The following is a 12,937-nucleotide window of genomic DNA, read 5'->3' on the forward strand; positions in this document are numbered from 1 at the left end:
AACGTGGGCATCCTGGCCACCGAGCATGTGCCCTTTGGCGGCGTCAAGCAGTCCGGCCTGGGCCGCGAGGGTTCGCACCATGGCATGGATGACTATGTGGAGATCAAGTACCTCTGCATGGGCGACATCCTCAAGTGAGCCATCTGGGAGCCCGGATTGCTATGAATTAAGGAGCTACAGGCGCTTTCCATGAAAGGGCTAGAGGCTTATTTAGCCTTGTGCCTACTTGGCAGGCCTCGGTGGAAACCCTGGTGCGTATTTTCAGATATTTTATTAATATATTTAAACGGATCATGACCGTGCTGAACTCTGGCAGACTCTCGGCCGCGGTGCGAACCGTATCCGTCTGTATCCAGACACTGTCGCCCATGGGACCAGGACCATCCGCCTGAGCCCCAGGGCATCCTTTCCGCAACCCTTACCGGAATTCACCATGCAATTTCCCTCCCTGAAAAACACCCTCGTGGCCGCCGCCGCCATTGCCTGCGCGGCCTCGGCGTTCGCGCAGGAGCAGATCGTCAAGATCGGCCACAGCGGCCCCCTCTCCGGCCCCAACACCTTCGCTGGCCGTGACAACGACAACGGCGTGCGCCTGGCCGCCGAGGAACTCAATGCCCGCAAGATCAACGTCGGCGGCAAGACCCTGAAGTTCGAAGTGGTCTCCGAGGACGACCAGTGCGACGCCAAGAACGGCGTGGCCGTGGCGCAGAAGCTCGTGGACTCGGGCGTGAAGTACGTCATGGGCCCCTACTGCTCGGGCGTCGCCATCCCCGCTTCGCGCGTGTACGACGGCGGCGGCGCCATGGTCTCGACCGTGGGCACCAACCCCAAGGTCACGCAAGGCGGCTACAAGAACCTGTTCCGCATCATCGCCAGCGACTCGCAGATCGGCGGCAACATGGCTGCCTACGCCGCCAACACCATGAAGGTGAAGAAGGTCGCCGTGATCGACGACCGCACCGCCTTCGGCCAGGGCGTGGCCGAGGAATTCGCCAAGGAAGCGCAGAAGCTGGGCCTGGCCATCGTGGGCCGCGAGTTCACCAACGACAAGGCCACCGACTTCATGGCCATCCTGACCAGCCTCAAGGGCAAGCAGCCCGAAGCCGTGTTCTACGGCGGCTACGCGCCCCAGGCCGCCCCCATGGCCCGCCAGATGAAGCAACTGGGCATCACCGCCAAGCTGCTGGGCGGCGACACGCTGTGCAGCCCCGAAATGGGCAAGCTCGCGACCGACGCGGTCAACGACTTCGTCTTCTGCGCCTACGCCGGCATGCTGATGGACGCCAACGACACCACCAAGGCCTTCCAGGAACGCTACAAGAAGCGCTTCGGCCTGAACCCCGACGTGTACGGCCCCGCCTACTACGACCAGGTCATGTTCATCGGCGAAGCCATGCAGAAGAGCGGCTCGATCGACCCCGCCAAGGTGGGCGACTGGATGCGCAAGAACCCCTACAAGGGCGTGATGGGCGAGTACGGCTATGACGACAAGGGCAACCGCCTGAAGGCGCCCACGGTGGTCAACACCTTCAAGAACGGCAAGCCCGCCCCCCTGGCCAGCAACTAAGGCCAGCAGGCCCACCGGCGATGCGCTCGTCCCGTCTCATCCATGTCGTGAGCTGCCATGCCGAGGGTGAGGTGGGCGACGTCATCGTCGGCGGCGTGGCCCCGCCGCCGGGCAGCACGCTCTGGGAGCAATCGCGCTTCATCGCGCGCGACCAGGGCCTGCGCCAGTTCGTGCTGAACGAACCGCGTGGCGGGGTGTTCCGCCACGTCAACCTGCTTGTTCCGCCCAAGGACCCGCGCGCGGCCATGGGCTGGATCATCATGGAGCCCGAGGACACGCCCCCGATGTCCGGCTCCAACTCCATCTGCGTCGCCACGGTGCTGCTCGACAGCGGCATCGTGCCCATGCAGGAACCGCACACCCGCTTCGCGCTGGAAGCGCCCGGCGGCCTGGTCGAGATCGTGGCCGACTGCCACGCCGGCAAGGCCGAGCGCATCACGGTGCGCAACATGCCCTCCTTCGCCGCGCGCCTGGACGCGCCGCTCGAAGTGCCGGGCCTGCCCACGCTGACCGTGGACACCGCCTACGGCGGCGACAGCTTCGTCATTCTCGATCCGCACGCGCTGGGCTTCACGCTGCACCCCAGCGAGGCGCGCGCGCTGGCCGAAACAGGCCTGCGCATCACCCAGGCCGCCAACGAGCAACTGGGCTTTGCCCACCCGCTGCTGCCCGGCTGGGACCACATCTCCTTCTGCCAGTTCGCCGCCCCGCTGCAATGGGAAGACGGCGTGGCCACGGGCCACAACACCGTCGTCATCCGCCCGGGCAAACTCGACCGCTCGCCCACCGGCACCGGCTGCTCCGCCCGCATGGCCGTGCTGCACGCGCGCGGCGTGCTGCGCACGGGCGACCGCTTCATTGGCCGCTCCATCATCGGCTCCGAGTTCCACTGCCGCATCGAGGACACCACCACCGTCGGCCACCTCGCGGCCATCGTGCCCAGCATCTCGGGCCGCGCCTGGATCACCGGCACGCACCAGCTCATGCTCGACCCGTCCGACCCCTGGCCCTCGGGCTACCGCCTGGCCGACACCTGGCCCCAGCTTGACCCACACCAACCATGAAACACATCCAGATCCTCGACTCCCACACCGGCGGCGAACCCACGCGGCTGGTGATTGACGGCTTTCCCGACCTCGGCACGGGCAGCATGGCCGAGCGCCGCGCCCTGCTGGCGCAGGAACACGATGCCTGGCGCGCCGCCACGGTGCTGGAGCCGCGCGGCAACGACGTGATCGTCGGCGCCCTGCTCTGCGCGCCGCAGGACCCGGCGAACACCGCCGGCGTGATCTTCTTCAACAACACCGGGTATCTCGGCATGTGCGGCCACGGCACCATCGGCCTGGTGGCTTCGCTGGCCTACCTGGGCCGCATCCAGCCCGGCGAGCACGGCATCGAAACCCCCGTGGGCACCGTCACCACCACCCTGCACGAAGACGGCTCGGTCAGCGTGCGCAACGTGCCCGCCTACCGGCTGCACCACCGCCTGCAGGTCGAGGTGCCCGGCCATGGCACCGTGACCGGCGATGTTGCATGGGGCGGCAACTGGTTCTTCCTGGTCACCGAACACCAGCAGCGCGTGGAGAGCAGCAACATCGAGGCCCTGACCGAGTTCGCCTGGTCCATCCGCCAGGCGCTTGAAGCCCAGGGCGTGCGCGGCGACGACGGCGGCATCATCGACCATGTGGAGCTCTTCGCCGACGACGCGCGCTTCGACAGCCGCAACTTCGTGCTCTGCCCCGGCCGCGCCTACGACCGCTCGCCCTGCGGCACCGGCACCAGCGCCAAGCTCGCCTGCCTGGCCGCCGACGGCAAGCTGCAGCCCGGCCAGGTGTGGCGCCAGGCCAGCATCATCGGCAGCCATTTCGACGCCAGCTACGAGCTGCAGGACGGCAAGGTCATCCCCACGCTGCGCGGCCGCGCGCACATGAGTGCGGAAGCAACACTGCTCATTGAAAAAGACGACCCGTTCGGCTGGGGCATCCGCCTGTGACCCCTGCCGACGTGATCGTCATCGGCGCCGGCATCGTGGGCGCCGCCTGCGCCCATGAGCTGGCCGCCGCCGGCCTGTCGGTGCATGTGATCGACGCGCGCAAAGGCGGCGCCACCAACGCCGGCATGGGCCACCTCGTGGTGATGGATGACAACCCGGCCGAACTGGCGCTGAGCCAGTCGTCCCTCGACCTCTGGCACCAATGGGGCCCGCGCATGAACGCGGACCAGCCCACCTGCCAGTTCACCAACTGCGGCACCCTGTGGGTGGCCGCCAACGCCGAGGAAATGGCCGCCGCCGAGGACAAGCAGGAGCGCCTGCGCGCGCACGGCATCGCCTGCGAGCTGCTCGGCCCGGCCGCGCTGGCCGCCGCCGAGCCCTTGCTGCGCCCGGGCCTGGCGGGCGCGCTCAAGGTTTCGGGCGACAGCGTGGTCTACGCCCCCAACGCCGCCGAATGGCTGCTCACGCACGCGCCGCGCCCCATCCGCTTCGAGCAAGCCGAGGTCACGCGCATCGCGGGCCGCACCGTGCACCTGGCCGATGGCGGCACCCGCAGCGCGGGCGCCGTGCTGCTGGCTGCGGGCATCGAGGCGCCGCGCCTGTGCCCCGGCCTGCCCATCCGTCCCAAGAAGGGGCATCTGGCCATCACCGAACGCCACCCCGGCCTGCTGCGCCACCAGCTCGTGGAGCTGGGCTACATCACCAGCGCGCACCACAGCGACGGCACCTCGGTGGCCTTCAACCTGCAGCCCCGGCCCACGGGGCAACTGCTGCTCGGCTCGTCGCGCCAGTTCGACACCACCGACCCGGCCGTGGAAAACCCCATCCTCGCGCGCATGCTGCGCCGCGCGCTCGACTACGCGCCCGCCCTGGCCGATCTTTCCATCATCCGCACCTGGACGGGCTTTCGCGCCGCCACGCCCGACAGCCTGCCGCTCATCGGCGCGCACCCCGGCCAGGACGGCCTGTGGCTGGCCGTGGGCCACGAGGGCCTGGGCGTGACCACCGCCCCGGCCACGGCCCGGCTCATCGCCGCGCAGATCACGGACGCCACGCCGCCCATCGACCCCGCACCCTACGCCGCCACGCGCTTCGGTCTGTGAACATGACTTCCACCGTGCATATCCACATCGACGGCCAGGCGCTGGCCGTGCCCACGGGCAGCAGCGTGGCCGCCGCGCTGGCCGCCACGCCCACGGGCTGCTCGCGCCTGTCGGTCAGCGGCGAGCCGCGCGCACCGTTCTGCGGCATGGGCATCTGCCACGAATGCCGCGTCACCATCGACGGCCGCCGCCAGCTCGCCTGCCAAACGGTGTGCCGCGACGGCATGCGCATCGACACCGCCACGCAACGCCCATGAACAGCGCACCGCAATCCCCCGCCGCGCCCGTCCGGCGCTGCGACATCCTCATCATCGGCGCCGGTCCGGCCGGCATGGCGGCAGCGCTGGCCGCCGCGCCCAGCGGGGCCTCCATCGTGCTGGTGGACGACAACCCCGCCCCCGGCGGCCAGATCTGGCGCGACGGCCCCGGCGCCCACCTGCCGCCGCTGGCGCGCACGCACCGCGAGCGCCTCGCCGCAGCACCCAACGTGCGCGTGCTCACCGGCACGCGCGTGGTGGGCCTGGGCGGCGGCGCACAGCCGGGCGACGCGCCCGCGCTGCTGCTGGAAGACGGCGAGCACGGCTGGACCCAGCACTGCGGCCGCCTCATCCTGTGCACCGGCGCGCGCGAACTGCTGCTGCCCTTCCCCGGCTGGACGCTGCCCGGCGTCACCGGCGCGGGCGGCCTGCAGGCGCTCATCAAGGCCGGGCTACCCGTGCGCGGCCAGCGCATCGTCATCGCGGGCACCGGCCCGCTGCTGCTGGCCGCCGCGCACACCGCGCGCGAAGCCGGCGCCCAGGTGCTGCGCATCGCCGAGCAAGCGCCCTGGAGCCAGCTTGCGGCCTTCGGCCTGCAGCTACCGCGCTGGCCCGCCAAGGCCGTGCAGGCCCTGCCGCTGCTGCACCCGGCCCTGCGCGCCGCCAGCCATGTGCTGGAGGCCACGGGCACGCAGCAGGTGCAGTCGGTGCGGCTGCAACGCGGCGCGGGCGAAGAGGTGCTGGCATGCGACCGCCTGGCCTGTGGCTTTGGCCTGGTGCCCCACACCCACCTGGGCCAGATGCTGGGCTGCCTGCTCAATGACCGGCTGGGCCTGGCTGTGGACGCCGTGCAGGCCACCGCCGTGCCCGGCGTGTTCGCCGCTGGCGAATGCACCGGCTTTGGCGGCAGCGAGAAAGCACTCGTCGAAGGCGCCATGGCGGGCCACGCCGCCGTGGGCGACACCACCGCCGCGCTGGCCCTGGCCCCGCAGCGGGCACGCTGGCAGGGCTTTGCCGATGCGCTGCACCACCACTTTGCGCTCTCACCCCGGCTGCGCGACCTGCCCCGCCCCGACACCCTGGTCTGCCGCTGCGAGGATGTGCGCCACGCCGACCTGAGCGAACGCGGCGGCTGGATCGACGCCAAGCTGCACACGCGCTGCGGCATGGGCCCCTGCCAGGGCCGCGTGTGCGGCGCCGCCACACAATTCCTTTTCGGCTGGACGCCCGCACCCGCGCGCCATCTGCTGGCCCCCGCGCGCGTCGCCACCCTGGCAGGGTGCGGCACCCGCAACGACGAAAGCACCCCATGAGCACCACCGCCTCCAACGACACGGTTCGCATCCCTCTGCCGGAGCTGCACGACCTCGCCTGCCGCGTGCTGCGGCGCCAGGGCCTGTCGCAGGCGCACGCCGAAGCCATGGCCCGCACCATCGTGGCCGGGCAGCGCGACGACTGCCAGTCGCACGGCGTCTACCGCCTCATCACCTGCGCGCACACCATCCGCGCGGGCAAGGTAGACCTGCAGGCCGAGCCCGTGCTCGCGCCCGCCAGCGGCGCCGTGGTGCGCGTGGACGCGCGCTACGCCTTCTCGCCGCTGGCCTTCGAGCGCGGCCTGCCCGCCCTGGTGGAAGCCGCGCGCACGCACGGCCTGGGCGCACTGGTCATCCAGCACTGCTTCCATTTCTCGGCGCTGTGGCCCGAGATCGAGGCCATCACCGCGCACGGCCTGGCCGCGCTGGCGCTCACGCCCAGCCACGCCTGGGTGGCGCCCGCAGGCGGCCACCAGCCGGTGTTTGGCACCAACCCCATCGCCTTCGGCTGGCCGCGCCCGGGGCCCACGCCCTTTGTCTTCGACTTCGCCACCAGCGCCATCGCGCGCGGCGACCTGGAGCTGCACCGCCGCGCGGGCAAGCCGCTGCCGCCGGGCTGCGGCGTCGATGCCCAGGGCCAGCCCAGCACCGACCCCGTGGCCATCGCCCAGGGCGCCATGCTGGCCTTTGGCGGGCACAAGGGCTCGGCCTTGTCGGCCATGGTGGAGCTGATGGCCGGCGCCCTGATCGGCGACTGGATGAGCCGCGAGTCGCTGGCCTTCGACGCGGGCGACGGTGCCGCGCCCTGCCATGGCGAGCTGATCCTGGCCTTCGACCCGGCACGCCTGAGCGGCGGCGACCCCGCCGCGCACCAGCAGCGGGCCGAGGAAATGTTCGCCGCCATCACCGGCCAGGGCGCGCGCCTGCCCTCGCAGCGCCGCTACGAGGCCCGCGCACGCAGCCTGGCCGAGGGCGTGGCCGTGCCGCGCGCGCTGTATGCGGAAATCCAGGCCCTGGCAGGCTGACAGCCCCCCGGGTCCGGCCATGCACCATGGCATGCATCAAGAATGACAGACCGGCCTGGCACTAAGATGCGCGTCACCACAAGGCCAAACGCCATGCCCCCCGATCTGACCACCGAAACGCACCGCCCTGCCGCCGCGCCCAAGCGGCGCGCGGCCGACATCGCCTACGACGCCATCGAGACGCTGATCTCCACGCTGGAGATGCGCCCCGGCAGCCCCGTGTCCGAGGCCGAGATCGTCGAGCGCACCGGCCTGGGCCGCACGCCCGTGCGCGAGGCGCTGTTGCGCATGGTCTCCATCGGCCTGATCGTGCAGCAGCCGCGCCGGGGCCTGCTGGTTTCGACCATCGACCTGGCCGACCACCTCGACGTGATCCAGACCCGGCGCGTGCTCGAATGCCTGATCGCCGCCTGCTCCGCCCGCCGCGCCACCGCGCCCCAGCGCGCCGACATCCTGCGCTGCGCCGAGCACATGGTGCAGACCGCGCACAGCGGCGACCTCGACGCCTACATGCGCGCCGACCACGAGCTGGACCTCGTGAACCACCTGGCCAGCCAGAACCATTCCGCCGTCAAATGCGTGGTGCCGCTCATCGTGCAATGCCGCCGCTTCTGGTACGCCTACCAGCACGAGGGCGAGATCGCCGAGGGCGCCCGCGCCCACATGGCCCTGGCCCAGGGCATCGCCACCGGCAACGAGGCCGCCGCCGTGGCTGGTGCAAACCAGCTCATGGACTACCTGGAGCGCTTTGCCCGGCGTGTCATCGACAACTGAGTGCGTGTTTCGGTGGAACGGACCAACTGCGCCGGTTCGGGCTGGACGCTCCGCTGGCTCTGACCGGTTGAGATCTGCCACAAGCAGCTAGTGGAGGGGATGACGAGCGGTCGCTCAACGTAAAGATGACCGGCTGGCTCTCCATAGACACGCGGAAGCGTGCGGCGAAAGCGGCCGTGTCGATAGGCCTGTTATACCTTCGTGGGCATTGCCTCCGGAAACCCATTGGGCACCCCGTCTGGGAGCTCAGGAAAATCGGCTAGAAAGATCTCGTCCAGGTGTTTATCAGCCATCCCGAACGCAGACAAGAACAGTTCCGCACCAAGTGCCGAAGGTTGGCACACGATCCCTCCGTCGGGAGCAGCAGCAAAAACCTTGACCATGGCTTCCTTGTCGCCGTACTGAAAATGTCCCTCAATAAGGTTTTCACCGTGCAAACCAAAGAAAATGTGGTTCAGCAACTGGACGAACTGCTTCTTCTCATTTGCATCGAATACCATGGAATTCGCGAAGTCATCTAAGCTCACGAAGAATTGCATCTTCGGACGACCTTCCATGTTGAAGGGCAGATTTTTGCCGATAAAAAGGCGCCGCACAGTCGCGTAAATAAGGAAGTGGGCACGCAGTTGGTATGTAGACAGTGAATCAACGATCTTCGCCAGCCTTGCGCTTCGGTCGTCCCGGCCACCCTCAGTACGGGCGGAAGCCAGGATGCCTCCAAAATATTCCACGGCAAGCGGATCGCTCGCGTACGAACCTTCGTTTATGACGTTTTTGAGCACCTTTGGAGGTACTTCGCCTGGCGTGTCGGCCTTGGCGCCCAGCTTGCCCTGAGCCGACACAAAGATGCGTCCAACGGCCTCAGCACGCTTTTGGGTGAAGTCCTTTAGTCCGCTTCCGAGGTAATCCGCCGTTGGGCCAAGGAGCTTCTCCAAACCGTCTTTCCCTAGGTATGCGGCCAGTGCGCCGAGACCAACTGTTGTTATTGGATCTGCCATAAAATTTTCCCAAAGGTATAACGTAACTCAGACCGCACTAGACTGCACTAGACCGCAGGCCATATGATCATCCAGAATGCGGCACCTAGAAAGCTAGTTCAATGAATTCTTTACCTTGCTTATCTTTGCGTCGAATCGCGACATTGAAGCCGAGCTCAAGAATTAACGATGAGTACTTAGAGCGAAGTTCGCGCAAGGTACTCTCGATCATTGATAACTCGACCTTTTTACCTTTCTGAGTGTTGTAGATTTGGAATATCTTCCAAAAAGCCAGATCTAATGCTGAAGAATCGATCCAATCAACAGAATTTTTATATCCAGCGCACCAGGTTAATTCAGAGTCTTTAAGAAATTTTGTTAATATTTCAGGGCGACCAAACAAGCAAGTACCAAGATATAGTCCGTGCAAATTGTTGATTCTATTTTTGATGAGTGTGTAAGTCAGCGGGTTGGCAGCATTGGCACCATAGATTCCGTCCAAATAGCCATGAGAGCCGATGTACAGGTACTTGTGCGTTTTATTCTGTAGCTGCTTGATACATGAAGCAAATGCGTTCGGATCCGCAAACTGTGCGTATTTGTATGAGTGTTGATTCGATTTGAGCAAGTCGGATAGAAGGTCGAAAAGCCCCTTTACAGTGTGATTGCTGTAATTACTCCAGTGCCCTTCTGCAACAATTAAACTGAATGTACCCATTGGTTCCCTCCTATGTGCTGCACGCAACACCGAGACTTGACCAGTTCCGGGAGCGCATTCGTTCCAAACACTATAGCGTTGCGTACAGGGCTGGGCCATGCAATGGCTCTATACATCATCAAATGACGGCTTTGTGGCTGCTGACCGGCTGCTCCGGGTCGTTTGCCTCCCGTGGCCAGCACCAGCACCCTGGCACGCTTCCATCGGTACCGTGGTCAACCATGCCAAGGTTCACACGGAGCCCATGGCGCCGCATGCCGACGCCTAACGCTATGTTTTCAGTAGCTTGCAGCGCTTGATCCATGTGCTCTGCAAGCCAAAATGGCTTGAAACCCTGAAATATCCCGCGCCACGCCGGCCGGCGTGGCATGGTTGCCTATAATCCATGGCTTCGCGGGTGTCGTTCAATGGTAGGACTCTTGCTTCCCAAGCAAATAACGTGGGTTCGATTCCCATCACCCGCTCCACACAAAAGCAAAAGCCTGGCGCACGCACCGTGCGCCAGGCTTTTTTTTTCGTGGGTACTCGCTTCAGTCCAGCGTCACACCCGCGTTCTTGATCACCTTGCCCCATTTCACCGTCTCGGCCTCGATGAAGGTGTCGCAGGCTTCGGGCGTGGTGCCTTCGGCGAAGGTGCCCATGGCTTCGAGCTTGGCGCGGGTCTCATCGCTGCGGATGATGGCGTTGACGGCGTCGGACATGCGCTTGACGATGTCGCGCGGCGTGCCGGCCGGGGCGATCATGCTGGCCCAGGTGCTGCCGATCAGGCCGGGGATGCCCTGCTCGATGAAGGTGGGCACGTCGGGCACGGCGGGCAGGCGCTTTTCGCCCGAGACGCCGATCAGGCGCACGCGGCCTGACTTGCCGGCCTGGATCAGGCCCGTGGGGGCATCAAAGAACAACTGGATCTGGCCGCCGAGCAGGTCGGTGAAGGCGGGCGACGCGCCCCGGTAGGGGATGTGCAGCATGAAGGTGTTGGTCAGCGCCTTCATCAGCTCGCTGGTGAGGTGCGCGGCCGAGCCCGTGCCGGATGAACCGAAGCTGATCTTGCCCGGGTTGGCCTTGGCATAGGCCACGAGTTCTTTGGTGTTCTTGAACGGCGCGTTGTTGGGCACGGCCGCCAGCAGTGGCGACACGCCCATGAGCGACACGCCCACGAGGTCCTTGCGCGGGTTGTAGGGCAGCTTGGGGTACAGGCTGGTGTTGGCCGCATAGGCCGCGATCACCACGCCGAAGGTGTGCCCGTCGGGCGCCGACTTGGCCACCGCGTCCACGCCGATGATGCTGTTGGCGCCCGCCTTGTTCTCGATCACGATGGGCTGGCCCAATGCCTTTTGCAGGCCCACCTGCAGCAGGCGCGCCATCTGGTCGGTGAAACCGCCCGCCGTGTAGGGCACGATGATCTTGATCGGCTTGCTGGGCCAGGCCGTCTGCGCCAGCGAGGGCAAGGCCGCGCTGGCCAGTGCGGCGGTGCCAGCGTGTACGAAGGTGCGGCGGGAGAGGTTCGTGCTCATGGGGGGGTTGTCTCTGGTTGATTTTTGGGTGTTTCATGGCACAAAGCCTTGCCAGGCAAGCGCCATAAGCTCTTGTTTCAATAGCACCAGGGCAAGTGCCCCGGTGCCTGATCGGTGGGGCTAGAGGGCCTTGACCAGTTCCGGCACGGCCGTGAACAGATCCGCCTCCAGGCCGTAGTCGGCCACGCTGAAGATCGGCGCCTCGGGGTCCTTGTTGATCGCCACGATCACCTTGGAGTCCTTCATGCCCGCCAGGTGCTGGATGGCGCCCGAGATGCCGGCGGCGATGTAGAGCTGCGGCGCCACGATCTTGCCGGTCTGGCCCACCTGCAGGTCGTTGGGGGCGTAGCCCGCGTCCACGGCGGCGCGGCTCGCGCCGATGGCCGCGCCCAGCTTGTCGGCCAGGGGGGTCATCACTTCGTTGAATTTCTCGGCGCTGCCCAGGGCACGGCCACCGGAGACGATGATCTTGGCTGCCGTCAGTTCGGGGCGGTCGCTCTTGGTCACTTCGCGGCCCACGAAGCTGCTCTTGCCGCTGGCGGCGGCAGCAGCCACGGTTTCCACGGCGGCGCTGCCGCCGGTGGCGGCTGCGGCGTCAAAGCCGGTGGTGCGCACGGTGATGACCTTGACAGCGTCGGCGGACTGCACGGTGGCGATGGCGTTACCGGCGTAGATGGGGCGCTCGAAGGTGTCGGCACCGGCCACCTTGGTGATTTCGCTGATCTGCGCGACGTCGAGCTTGGCGGCGACGCGCGGGGCGATGTTCTTGCCGCCGGCGGTGGCGGGGAACAGGATGTGGCTGTAGTTGCCGGCGATCTGGAGCACCTGGGCGGCGACGTTCTCGGCCAGGCCTTGTTCCAGGGCGGCGCCGTCGGCGTGGATCACCTTGGACACGCCCGCGATCTGGGCGGCGGCAGCGGCTGCGGCGCCGGCGTTGTGGCCGGCGACGAGCACGTGCACGTCACCACCGCACTGGGCGGCTGCGGTGACGGTGTTGAGGGTGGCGCCCTTGAGGCTGGCGTTGTCGTGTTCTGCAATAACGAGAGAGGTCATGTCCGTCGTCTTTCTCTTGAATCTTGGAGGGTGTCGGCATCAGCCACGGTCTTCGATCACCCGGGGCCGATGCGAGGGACACCGAGGAAGGGCCGCCCCGCACCGAGGGTGTCGTCCCCCTGGGGGGAAGGCGCGAAGCGACTCAGGGGGGTCAAATGACCTTCGCTTCGTTCTTGAGCTTGTCGACCAGGGTGGCGATGTCGGGCACCTTGATGCCGGCGCCGCGCTTGGCGGGCTCGGCCACCTTGAGGGTCTTGAGGCGCGGGGCCACGTCGACGCCGAGGTCTTCGGGGCGGGCGGTGTCGAGCTGCTTCTTCTTGGCCTTCATGATGTTGGGCAGCGTGACGTAGCGCGGTTCGTTCAGGCGCAGGTCGGTGGTGACGACTGCGGGCAACGTGAGGCTCAGGGTTTCCAGGCCGCCGTCCACTTCGCGGGTGACGTTGACCTTGTCGCCGGCGATTTCGACCTTGGAGGCGAAGGTGGCCTGGGGCAGGTCGGCCAGGGCGGCGAGCATCTGGCCGGTCTGGTTGGCGTCGTCGTCGATGGCTTGCTTGCCCAAGATGATGAGGCCCGGTTGTTCTTTGTCCACCAGGGCCTTGAGCAGCTTGGCCACGGCCAGGGGCTGCAGTTCGGCGTCGGTCTC

At 66.8% G+C, this 12,937-nt stretch carries 14 protein-coding genes and 1 tRNA gene; 10 read left to right on the top strand and 5 right to left on the bottom strand.

Annotation, left to right across the window (positions count from 1 at the left end):
- The 9 genes from D8S75_RS16930 to D8S75_RS16970 all read left to right on the top strand — a co-directional run.
- Positions 1-138: aldehyde dehydrogenase family protein (locus D8S75_RS16930; protein WP_119967550.1), on the top strand; the 138-nt coding region annotated here is incomplete at its 5' end.
- Positions 139-433: 295 nt separating this feature from the next.
- A complete protein-coding gene (locus D8S75_RS16935) occupies positions 434-1,567 on the top strand; it encodes a branched-chain amino acid ABC transporter substrate-binding protein (RefSeq protein WP_119967551.1) in 1,134 nt (377 codons plus the stop codon).
- Between the two features lie 20 nt (positions 1,568-1,587).
- Positions 1,588-2,631: a trans-3-hydroxy-L-proline dehydratase gene (locus D8S75_RS16940; RefSeq protein ID WP_119967552.1), complete on the top strand. Its 1,044-nt coding sequence runs from the start codon at positions 1,588-1,590 to the stop codon at positions 2,629-2,631.
- A complete protein-coding gene (locus D8S75_RS16945; RefSeq protein ID WP_119967553.1) occupies positions 2,628-3,560 on the top strand; it encodes a 4-hydroxyproline epimerase in 933 nt (310 codons plus the stop codon). Before D8S75_RS16940 ends, D8S75_RS16945 begins: the two co-directional genes overlap by 4 nt.
- Entirely contained in the window at positions 3,557-4,663 is a 1,107-nt protein-coding gene (locus D8S75_RS16950; RefSeq protein ID WP_119967554.1) for an NAD(P)/FAD-dependent oxidoreductase, read from the top strand. Before D8S75_RS16945 ends, D8S75_RS16950 begins: the two co-directional genes overlap by 4 nt.
- Before the next feature lie 2 nt (positions 4,664-4,665).
- Positions 4,666-4,920 (top strand): (2Fe-2S)-binding protein, encoded by a 255-nt coding sequence (locus D8S75_RS16955; RefSeq protein WP_119967555.1) that lies wholly within the window; start codon positions 4,666-4,668, stop codon positions 4,918-4,920.
- Positions 4,917-6,233 (top strand): NAD(P)/FAD-dependent oxidoreductase, encoded by a 1,317-nt coding sequence (locus D8S75_RS16960; RefSeq protein ID WP_119967556.1) that lies wholly within the window; start codon positions 4,917-4,919, stop codon positions 6,231-6,233. The genes D8S75_RS16955 and D8S75_RS16960 overlap by 4 nt, the downstream gene beginning before the upstream one ends.
- Positions 6,230-7,258, top strand: coding sequence for an Ldh family oxidoreductase (locus D8S75_RS16965; RefSeq protein WP_119967557.1), 1,029 nt, complete (start codon positions 6,230-6,232; stop codon positions 7,256-7,258). Before D8S75_RS16960 ends, D8S75_RS16965 begins: the two co-directional genes overlap by 4 nt.
- Before the next feature lie 93 nt (positions 7,259-7,351).
- Complete coding sequence (locus D8S75_RS16970; RefSeq protein ID WP_198673235.1) at positions 7,352-8,032, top strand: GntR family transcriptional regulator; 681 nt, start codon at positions 7,352-7,354, stop codon at positions 8,030-8,032.
- Between the two features lie 191 nt (positions 8,033-8,223).
- On the opposite strand, the gene D8S75_RS16975 is transcribed toward D8S75_RS16970, so the two are convergent.
- Together D8S75_RS16975 and D8S75_RS17530 are read right to left on the bottom strand one after the other, a co-directional pair.
- A complete protein-coding gene (locus D8S75_RS16975) occupies positions 8,224-9,030 on the bottom strand; it encodes a hypothetical protein (protein ID WP_119967558.1) in 807 nt (268 codons plus the stop codon).
- 85 nt (positions 9,031-9,115) lie between these two features.
- Positions 9,116-9,826 (bottom strand): hypothetical protein, encoded by a 711-nt coding sequence (locus D8S75_RS17530; protein WP_157982676.1) that lies wholly within the window; start codon positions 9,824-9,826, stop codon positions 9,116-9,118.
- A 294-nt stretch (positions 9,827-10,120) separates the two neighbouring features.
- On the opposite strand from D8S75_RS17530, the gene D8S75_RS16980 reads away from it, so the two are divergent.
- Positions 10,121-10,194, top strand: a tRNA-Gly gene (locus D8S75_RS16980).
- Between the two features lie 63 nt (positions 10,195-10,257).
- On the opposite strand, the gene D8S75_RS16985 is transcribed toward D8S75_RS16980, so the two are convergent.
- From D8S75_RS16985 to D8S75_RS16995, 3 genes are all read right to left on the bottom strand, one after another.
- Positions 10,258-11,241, bottom strand: coding sequence for a tripartite tricarboxylate transporter substrate binding protein (locus tag D8S75_RS16985; RefSeq protein WP_119967559.1), 984 nt, complete (start codon positions 11,239-11,241; stop codon positions 10,258-10,260).
- Between the two features lie 120 nt (positions 11,242-11,361).
- The gene (locus D8S75_RS16990) at positions 11,362-12,294 is read right to left on the bottom strand and encodes an electron transfer flavoprotein subunit alpha/FixB family protein (protein WP_119967560.1); all 933 of its coding nucleotides are present in this window, start codon (positions 12,292-12,294) and stop codon (positions 11,362-11,364) included.
- 151 nt (positions 12,295-12,445) lie between these two features.
- Positions 12,446-12,937 (bottom strand): electron transfer flavoprotein subunit beta/FixA family protein (locus tag D8S75_RS16995; RefSeq protein ID WP_157982677.1); only part of this gene is annotated, 492 nt, incomplete at its 5' end.

Source organism: Simplicispira lacusdiani, assembly GCF_003604195.1.
Taxonomy (GTDB): Bacteria; Pseudomonadota; Gammaproteobacteria; order Burkholderiales; family Burkholderiaceae_C; genus Simplicispira; species Simplicispira lacusdiani.

What these genes read in the sequence shown, in the direction of transcription:
- D8S75_RS16935 (WP_119967551.1), top strand. Translation starts at nt 434, where the DNA reads ATGCAATTTCCCTCCCTGAAAAACACCCTCGTGGCCGCCGCCGCCATT.
- D8S75_RS16940 (WP_119967552.1), top strand. Translation starts at nt 1,588, where the DNA reads ATGCGCTCGTCCCGTCTCATCCATGTCGTGAGCTGCCATGCCGAGGGT.
- D8S75_RS16945 (WP_119967553.1), top strand. Translation starts at nt 2,628, where the DNA reads ATGAAACACATCCAGATCCTCGACTCCCACACCGGCGGCGAACCCACG.
- D8S75_RS16955 (WP_119967555.1), top strand. Translation starts at nt 4,666, where the DNA reads ATGACTTCCACCGTGCATATCCACATCGACGGCCAGGCGCTGGCCGTG.
- D8S75_RS16960 (WP_119967556.1), top strand. Translation starts at nt 4,917, where the DNA reads ATGAACAGCGCACCGCAATCCCCCGCCGCGCCCGTCCGGCGCTGCGAC.
- D8S75_RS16965 (WP_119967557.1), top strand. Translation starts at nt 6,230, where the DNA reads ATGAGCACCACCGCCTCCAACGACACGGTTCGCATCCCTCTGCCGGAG.
- D8S75_RS16970 (WP_198673235.1), top strand. Translation starts at nt 7,352, where the DNA reads ATGCCCCCCGATCTGACCACCGAAACGCACCGCCCTGCCGCCGCGCCC.
- D8S75_RS16975 (WP_119967558.1), bottom strand. Translation starts at nt 9,030, where the DNA reads ATGGCAGATCCAATAACAACAGTTGGTCTCGGCGCACTGGCCGCATAC.
- D8S75_RS17530 (WP_157982676.1), bottom strand. Translation starts at nt 9,826, where the DNA reads ATGGCCCAGCCCTGTACGCAACGCTATAGTGTTTGGAACGAATGCGCT.
- D8S75_RS16985 (WP_119967559.1), bottom strand. Translation starts at nt 11,241, where the DNA reads ATGAGCACGAACCTCTCCCGCCGCACCTTCGTACACGCTGGCACCGCC.
- D8S75_RS16990 (WP_119967560.1), bottom strand. Translation starts at nt 12,294, where the DNA reads ATGACCTCTCTCGTTATTGCAGAACACGACAACGCCAGCCTCAAGGGC.